The organism is uncultured Salinicola sp. (assembly GCF_937921195.1).
Classification (GTDB): Bacteria; Pseudomonadota; Gammaproteobacteria; order Pseudomonadales; family Halomonadaceae; genus Salinicola.
On sequence record NZ_CALFQK010000119.1, the window covers coordinates 1 to 8,333 of the forward strand.

8 protein-coding genes are annotated in these 8,333 nt (G+C 64.5%); 6 read left to right on the plus strand and 2 right to left on the minus strand.

The window, feature by feature from the left end:
* Window positions 1-91 precede the first annotated feature (91 nt).
* A complete protein-coding gene (locus Q0602_RS13320) occupies window positions 92-1,438 on the minus strand; it encodes a sensor domain-containing diguanylate cyclase (protein ID WP_298844088.1) in 1,347 nt (448 codons plus the stop codon).
* Between the two features lie 78 nt (window positions 1,439-1,516).
* Window positions 1,517-2,293, minus strand: coding sequence for an EAL domain-containing protein (locus tag Q0602_RS13325; RefSeq protein WP_298844091.1), 777 nt, complete (start codon window positions 2,291-2,293; stop codon window positions 1,517-1,519).
* Between the two features lie 252 nt (window positions 2,294-2,545).
* On the opposite strand from Q0602_RS13325, the gene Q0602_RS13330 reads away from it, so the two are divergent.
* From Q0602_RS13330 to Q0602_RS13355, 6 genes are all read left to right on the plus strand, one after another.
* Entirely contained in the window at window positions 2,546-3,244 is a 699-nt protein-coding gene (locus Q0602_RS13330; RefSeq protein ID WP_298844094.1) for an extensin family protein, read from the plus strand.
* Window positions 3,245-3,396: 152 nt separating this feature from the next.
* The gene (locus tag Q0602_RS13335) at window positions 3,397-4,020 is read left to right on the plus strand and encodes a YbhB/YbcL family Raf kinase inhibitor-like protein (RefSeq protein ID WP_295039007.1); all 624 of its coding nucleotides are present in this window, start codon (window positions 3,397-3,399) and stop codon (window positions 4,018-4,020) included.
* 6 nt (window positions 4,021-4,026) lie between these two features.
* The gene (locus Q0602_RS13340; RefSeq protein WP_298844098.1) at window positions 4,027-4,335 is read left to right on the plus strand and encodes a DUF3253 domain-containing protein; all 309 of its coding nucleotides are present in this window, start codon (window positions 4,027-4,029) and stop codon (window positions 4,333-4,335) included.
* Complete coding sequence (locus tag Q0602_RS13345) at window positions 4,290-4,814, plus strand: TIGR02281 family clan AA aspartic protease (RefSeq protein ID WP_298844100.1); 525 nt, start codon at window positions 4,290-4,292, stop codon at window positions 4,812-4,814. Before Q0602_RS13340 ends, Q0602_RS13345 begins: the two co-directional genes overlap by 46 nt.
* Before the next feature lie 113 nt (window positions 4,815-4,927).
* Window positions 4,928-7,399, plus strand: a complete 2,472-nt coding sequence (locus tag Q0602_RS13350; protein ID WP_298844103.1) for a membrane-bound PQQ-dependent dehydrogenase, glucose/quinate/shikimate family — start codon at window positions 4,928-4,930, stop codon at window positions 7,397-7,399.
* Between the two features lie 120 nt (window positions 7,400-7,519).
* Entirely contained in the window at window positions 7,520-8,059 is a 540-nt protein-coding gene (locus tag Q0602_RS13355) for a carboxypeptidase regulatory-like domain-containing protein (RefSeq protein WP_298844106.1), read from the plus strand.
* Window positions 8,060-8,333 lie beyond the last annotated feature (274 nt).

Genomic DNA, 8,333 nt, shown 5'->3' on the forward strand with positions numbered 1-8,333 from the left:
CTCGGCATCCTGCTGGCACCGACGGTGCTGTTTCTCGCCGTGCGGGCGATCTTCTGAGACTAGGGCGGGCGGCCGGGAGCCGGTCGCCTCGCTACGGTGACGAGAACGCCTGGTCGAGACGCCGTCCCGATCGAGAGACCGGGACCGGTGCGATGGCGACGCAGCCGCGACCCGCGGACTTGGCTTGATAGAGCGCCAGGTCGACCTCCTCCAGCAGCCCCTTGGAGGTCTGCTGGCGGTGCTCGCCGACACCGGCGGAGAAGCTGACGCGCAGCTCCAGCGGACTCAGGACACGGTGTCGCAATTGCGCCAGCACGCGGTTCACCGTCGCCTGTGCCGAAAAGCGGTCGACACCCGGCAGAATCATCAGAAACTCTTCTCCACCCCAGCGAATCAGCGTGTCGCTCGAGCGCAGCGCGCCGGCCACGAAGTGGCTGAACTCCTTCAGTACCGTATCGCCGACGGCGTGACCGTGGCGATCGTTGATCGCCTTGAAATGATCCAGGTCCAGCATCGCGACGGCGACCTTGTCGCCCAGTCGCTGACCGCGCTCCAGCGCCCGCTCGAGCAGCTCCCAGCCCATGCGACGGTTGTGCAGCCCCGTCAGGTCGTCGCGCGTCGCCAGATACTCGAGGCGACGGTTTTTCTCCTCCAGCCGACGTTCGAGATCACGCCGTTGGGTGATGTCGACCAGAAAGGCGATTCGCTGGGGGGTACCCCGCTCGTCACGACCGATGGTGTCCTCGAGCATCACGGTTCGCGTGGCGCCGTCGTGAAGCCAAACCTCCAGCGAGCGGCGCTGGTTCAAGGCGTTGGGGAAGCTGGCGGCATGACGTTTTTCGGCCGCCTGTCGGCTCTGCGGGGGGAGCAGCTTGCGAAAGTGGGCGTTGAGAAGCTCGCTCTCCGGGTAGCCGAAGAACTCGCAGAAGGCGCGGTTGACCTGACGCAAATACCCGCCCGCGTCGATCATGCAGACGCCCATGGGCAGGTTCTCGAAGACCTGGCGCAGTTGAGGCTGGTGCTGGGCCAGCAGCCCCGGCTCGGCATCGTCGGCGGCTATCTCGCCAATGGCGATCAACACGTGGTGCCCCGGTTCGGTATCGCCAGGCGCCTCCAGCGGGGAAACCTTGAGTTTCACGGCCAGCAGTGGCTGCCGGTGCTGGCGGATGTGGAAGCTGTGCCATTGACGCGAGGCGGTGGGGGCGACGTTCAGCAGGGCGGGATGATCGCGCCCGGCGGCCGGATACCGTCCGCCATCGAGCCACTGCCAGGGATCGGCCACGGGGAAGCGCCCGTCCAGGCGCAACTGGCGTTTCGCCGTTTCATTGGCGCCGACCAGTAACGGGACGCCGTCGTCGAGCCGGTAGATCAGTGCCGCGATGTTCAGCGTATCCAGTCCATCCGGGGTAGAGGGGCTTGCCTCCGCCTGTCGTGACAATCGCTTTTTCGATGCAGTCATAAGTCAGGATACCGTAAGTCCGTACGGTGGATGGAGTTGCCGAGCGTCCCGCGACGACTAGTACCTTCCCTTGACCAGCGCGAAGCGCGAGTCCGGGCAGACGGGCAGTCTTTCCGTGACCGGTCGGGCAAACCAGTATCCCTGCTGCCTTGCAATACCGTGCCGGTAGAGCCAGCGAGCTTCTTCCATGGTCTCGATCCCTTCGGCCACCAGCCTGATGTCGAGATGCCGTGCCAGGTCGACGATATGACGAATCACTATCTGCTTTCGGGGCGAGGCATCGATGTTGCTGACCAGCTGGCGGTCGATCTTCAGCGTGTCGGGCGAGATGTCGGTGAGCAGGTCGAGATTGGCATACCCGGTGCCGAAATCGTCGAGCGCCGTCTTCATGCCCATGGCACGGTAACTGGCCACGATATTGCGCAGGTGGAGCCGATCCGTGACGCTCTCGCTCTCGACGATCTCGAAACACAGCCGGCTGACCGGCCACCCGACGCGCTTGGCGGCCGCCAGCGTTGCCTGGATACAGGCTTCGGGCTCGTAGACGGCATTGGGTAGAAAATTGATCGACAGCACGCCCTGGGCATTCAGCCGGTGAGCGATTTCGATCGCCTTGACGCGACAGGCCTGGTCGAAGCGATAGCGTGTCCTGTCGTCGACTTTCGCCAGTACGGACGCGGCTGACTCCCCGTTGGGGCCCCGGACCAGGGCCTCGTAGCCGTAGATGTGGCTCTCGTCGATGTCGACGAGCGGCTGGAATGCCATGGTGAAATCGAAATCCAGCAGCGCGTCGCAGCGTCCGCAGGCGTCTTGGTGTCTGGCACAGCCCGGCATCGTTGTCCTCCCTGACGACATGCACTGCCATGATCAGCCTCGCCGGCGATGCACTCCATTGCGGTCCCAACAAGTCACTAAGCGTGGACAAGTTAACTAAGCTTAGAATAGATGACTATGCTCGAATAGCAGTGATTTGGTAGGCAAGTGTGAAACCCGGTGCGATGAACGTCGCTGAACGACGACGGCCGTACCACGGGAGAACGGGCGCTGCCGCCCGACGATGAATCCCTTGTTCAATTCGCGAGGTCTATGAAACCGTCTCCGGCCACTCTATTCCTCATCGTGCTGATCGCGCTGGGCGTCGCTCTCGATAAAGGGGTCTGGAAAGTCCCGCGGGAATGGAATCCTCTGGCGCCACTGGTGGTCAGCGATCCCGTGACGCCAGTCACGCACTGGAAGCTAAAAGCATTATCCGGCGATCGCGACGCCTGCCTGAATGCACTCGATACCGCCCCCGACATTCGTTACGTCCCCCTGGCGGACTACACGCCAGCCGCTGGCTGCCCGCTGGAGAACGTCGTGCGCGTGGTCCACACCCAGGTCAGCTTCAATGCCAGTTTCGTCGCCAGTTGCCCCCTGGCCCTGGCCTGGACCCTGTACGAGCAGCACGAGTTGCAGCCGCTGTCACAGCGAATCTTCGGCGAGCGGGTCGCCAGGATCCGGCACTATGGCTCCTTCGCCTGTCGCAACATCTATCACCGGGAGAACGCGAGGCGAAGCGAGCATGCCACGGCGTCGGCGCTGGACGTCGCCGCCTTCGGGCTCGAGGATGGACGCAGTATCAGCGTGCTCGACGATTGGCGGGACGGGGGCGAGCGCGGCCGGTTCCTCGAGGATGCCCAGCAGGGCGCCTGTCACTACTTCGGAACCACTCTGGGCCCGGACTACAACGCCGCCCATGCCAACCATTTCCATCTCGGCATGCGGGGTATCTCGTTCTGCCGCTGATCGCTTCGCTCAGCGCCCTGCCTGCTGCGGTCATGACAAAATCCCCGCAGACACCTAAGGTTGTCGATATCTCTCGCGGATGCGCTCGTCATCGAGATCGACGAGGCGTTCGTTGTTATCCGATTCTGTTTTCCGACCGAGAGGAGCAGTCCATGCGTTTGACCATCAAGGGTATCGAGGAAGGCAAGCCGATTCCGGCAACCTTCGCTTTCGCCGTTCCGGATCCGGAGCAGCACATGCGCCTCAGCGACAATCGCAACCCGGAAGTGCGCTGGCTGGATGCGCCTGCGGAGACGCGCAGCTTCGTGATGCTGGTGACCGACCCCGACGTGCCCGGTGTCGCTGACGACGTCAACCAGGAAGGCAAGACGTTGCCGGCGGATCTGCCGCGCGTCGATTTCTACCATTGGGTACTGGTCGACATCCCGGCGGAGGTCAATCTGCTGGAGGAAGGCGAGATGGCCGATGGGGTGGTGCCCAAGGGGAAGTCGCCGGGGCAGACCGCCAAGGGTATCAGCGGCATCAACGGCTATACCGGATTCCTGGCCGGCGACCCTGACATGGCGGGCGTCTATGGTGGCTACGACGGCCCCTGTCCGCCTTGGAACGACGAGATCGTCCATCGCTATACGTTCAGTCTGTTCGCGCTGGACATTCCCACGCTGGGACTGGCAGGGGAGTTCACCGGCGAACAGGTGCGCGAGGCGATGGCGGGTCATGTGCTGGCCGAATCCAGCGTGACCGGGACCTACACCCTCAACCCGGACCTGCTCTGAGCCGCCATGGCGTCGTCAACCGACCCGGCGACGCTGCGTCGCGCGATCCTGGCGCTGGCCGACTCGCGTGGGCCGGCCAAGACTTTCTGCCCCTCCGAGGTCGCGCGTCAATTGGATGACGACTGGCGGCCGCTGATGGCGCCGATCCGCGCCTGTTCGCGCGAGTTGGTCCGCGAAGGGTGTCTCCGCGTGCTCCAGCGAGGGGGGGGCGCTGTCGCCGGACGCGCCCTGGCATGGGGCGATCCGGCTGCAGGCGACGGCCCATCGCGATGGGTGACGACTCTCGGGGTGTCCGTCGCACCGGCATCGGCATGATGGTGCTGTTCTGGATACTGCTACTGCTGTTGGCGGGCTGGTGGTTTCGTGGGGTGGAGCAGCGGCGTGACCACCCCAATGCGGAACTGGCGACCGCGGCGTTCATGGATCAGACGCCGGTCACGCTGGAGCGCAACGCCCAGGGGCATTTCGTGGCGCCGGGGGAGGTCGATGGCAAGGCAGTGACGTTCCTGATCGATACCGGTGCCACCTACGTCTCGCTCTCGCGCGCTCTCGCCCGCGCACTGCAGATCGAGCCCGGGCCGGAGGTGATGTTCACCACGGCCAACGGCCGGGTCAGCGGCAACCTGACCACGCTGGAGAGTGTGAGGCTGGGAGGGCTGATCGCCCGGCAGGTGCCCGGTTCGATCCATGCGGGTATCGGTGACGATGTGGTGCTGCTCGGCATGAGCTTCCTGGGGCGGTTCGATATCCAGATATGCGGCAGTCAGATGATCGTCGGCCCGCCCGATACTTGATTTGAGCCATACTGGGGGAGCCGTGGCGCGGGAGGAAAGACCTCCGTGTTCGAGCGACGGCGGCATCGATGTTCCCACGGGGAACGCTGGCTAGCGAGGGGAGTGCCATCAACATGAGCGCGAGCAAACCGTATCGGCTCGCCGCCTGGGCCCTGGGCGCCTTCATGGCGGTCATGGGCGTGATCCTGATCGTGGGCGGGGGGTGGCTGATCGCCCTGGGGGGCAGCGGATATTACCTGCTCGCCGGCCTCGGGCTCCTGGCAAGCGGCTGGTTGCTGATTCGTCGCCATCCGGCGGCGCTGCTGCTGTACGCTTCGCTACTGCTGGCGACGCTGGCCTGGTCGTTATGGGAGGTGGGGTTCGACTGGTGGCAGCTGGTGCCGCGGGTCGCGCTGCCCTGCGTGCTCGGGATCCTGCTGCTGTTGCCGTGGTGGAGAAAGCCGGTGGCCTCGCCGCTGGGGAGCGGCGCGCTGTCGGTCGCCGTCGGCCTGTCGGTCGGGGTGGCGGTCGTCGCACAGTTCACCGCGCCGGGCGCCATCGAGGAGCGACTCGATCCCGAACGCAGTGCGCAGGTGATCAACGAGGCGCAGGTGGCGGGAGAGGACTGGCCTGCCTACGGCGGCACCAATGCCGGCACGCACTATTCAGCTCTCGACCAGATCACGCCGGATAATGTCGGGCAGCTCCAGGAAGCCTGGCGCCTTCGCACCGGTGACATCGCGACGCCCACCTCGCCACCGGAGATCACCAACGAGAACACGCCGCTGAAGGTAGGCGACAGTCTCTTCCTGTGCACTTCCCATAGCCGGGTGATAGCGGTGTCGCCCGTGACCGGGGACGTCCAGTGGACCTTCGATCCCGAGCTCAGCAGGATGGGCGCCGACGACTTCTCCGGCTGGGCTCACATGACCTGCCGCGGTGTGGCCTACTACGATGTGTCCGATTATGCCGATACGGCGGAGAATGGCGCGGCGATCGAGGATGGCGCTGCGACCGGGAATGGCGCTGCCGAGCGCGACGATGGCCCTGTCATGCCTCTGGTGCCGTCGATTGGCCAGACGGACGTGTTGTGCCCACGCCGACTCTTCCTGCCGACGGCCGATGCCAGGCTGATCGCGCTGGATGCCCAGAGCGGCGAGCGTTGTGCCGGTTTCGGGGTCGATGGCGAGGTCGACCTGACCCGCAACATCGGCGATTTCGCGCCCGGCGGCTACTATGCCACGTCGCCTCCGGTGGTCACCGAACATCTGGTCATCGTCGGCGGCCACGTCACCGACAATGGCTCCACCGATGAGCCTTCGGGGGTCGTCCGGGCCTACGATGTGAGCACGGGTGAGCTGGTCTGGAACTGGGATAGTGGCAATCCGGAAGCCACCGCGCCCATCGCGCCCGAGGGGATTTATACCCGCAACTCTCCCAATGTCTGGGCACCCTTCAGCGTCGACGAGCGCCTGGGACTGGTCTATTTGCCGACCGGCAACGCCACGCCGGACCAGTACGGTGCCAATCGCGACGAGAATGATGAGACCTACGGCGCGGCGCTGGTGGCGCTGGATCTCGCCACCGGCCGGGTTCGCTGGCGTCGGCAATTCGTCCACCACGACCTGTGGGACATGGATACCCCCGCGCAGCCCGTTCTGCTCGACCTGCAAACGCCCGATGGCATGTTGCCGGCGGTGATACAACCGACCAAGCAGGGCAGCCTCTACGTACTCGACCGGGGGACCGGGGAGCCGATCGTGGCGATCGACGAGGTCAAGGCGCCCAACGGTGCGGTCGAGGGCGACTTCACCGCGGCGACCCAGCCGCGTTCGACACTCAATCTGCTGCCGCCGCCGCTCACCGGCAGCGACATGTGGGGCGCCTCGCCCATCGATCAGATGGTGTGCCGCATCCAGTTCCACTCCCTCGACTATCGAGGACAGTACACGCCGCCGTCGCTGGAAGGGAGTCTCGTCTATCCCGGCAATGTCGGTGTTTTCAACTGGAGCGGGGTGGCGGTTGACCCGGCGCGTCAGGCGATGTTCACCAGCCCCAACTATCTCGCTTTCGTCTCGCGTCTGATACCCCGCGACGAAGAGGACAGTCCGGCGGCGTCCGCCAGCGAACAGGGCGTTCAGCCCAACCATGGAGCGCCGTACGCCGTCGAGCTGGGGCCGTTCCTGTCGATACTGGGCTTGCCTTGTCAGGCGCCGCCGTGGGGCCAGGTCGCGGGTATCGATCTCGGCAGTCGTGAAGTCGTCTGGCAACATCGCAACGGCACGACGAGGGACAGCATGCCGTTCGACCTGCCGATCCCGCTGTCCGTCGGGGTCCCGGCCCTGGGCGGGCCGATGACCACCGCCGGTGGCGTCAGTTTTCTCAGCGGGACACTCGATCAGTATCTGCGGGCCTACGATCTGACCAGTGGCCGCGAACTCTGGAAATCCCGGCTCCCCGCGGGCGGTCAGGCCACACCGATGACCTACCGGGGAGCGGACGGGCGCCAGTACGTCGTCGTCACGGCCGGCGGGCACGGGACTTTCGGCTCCCGCATGGGAGACTATGTCGTCGCTTATGCGTTGCCTCGGGACGCGCTACCGTGAGCGAAGGGTGCGCCGTCACTGCCCCGGGCTGGTGACGACTTGCGAACTTGTTGCCCGATTGGCAGGCAGGATGATGCGCGTGACGCTGACGACCAGCGTCAATGTTCAAGGAGAGGATCGATGGTGGCGGGAAATCTTCGGCTCGGCGCTTTGGCGCTGACGATGACACTGGTGCTGGCGGGCTGCGAGAGCCTGTCGACGGGATCGTTCCAGATGCCCGACATCTTCGGTGGTTCCGGTAGCGACGAGGCCGTGGTGAAGCGCCAGATTCCCTTTCCGGCCGACGAGTACGCGAAGCTGGAGAAGAACGGGACTTCCGCCGTGCAGGGGCGTCTGACCTATGAGACGTCCGATGGTCGGACGTTGATCGGCGCCGGCGAGACGGTGTCAGTAGCGCCTGCGACCCGCTATGCGGCCGAAGCTGCCGACGTGGCACTCTCGGGTCGCAAGATCGAACCGGCGGACCCGCGGGCCCGAGAGTACACGCACTACGCCAAGACCGACGACAACGGCTATTTCGTCGTGCGTGGCATCCCCTCCGGCGTCTTTTATGTCGCTGGCAGCGTGCTGCTCCCCGGCGGCGATTCGCGCAGCCCGATCATCATCAGGCAGGTCGAACTCGGGAAAGGGCAGACTCGCGACGTGGACCTAAGCCGCTAGATCGTGAATTTCCACATGAATTCTAATTAATGGATTCGCCGGTTCACGATACTTGGTTACAAAGGGAACAATTCGGGTATGATGCTGTTTGATTCGCCATCTGCTTTATTTAAGCGTAGCGTCAGTTATCGTATCGCAGAACACCAACGCAGTTACGGTGCGTGATATTCGTTAGACTTAACGAGTCATTGGACGCCGTCGATTGCCGAATAATAAATGAAGACCGTGGTATGCAGGGTTTCGAGGCCAACTCAAAGGGATGGATGACAGCTTG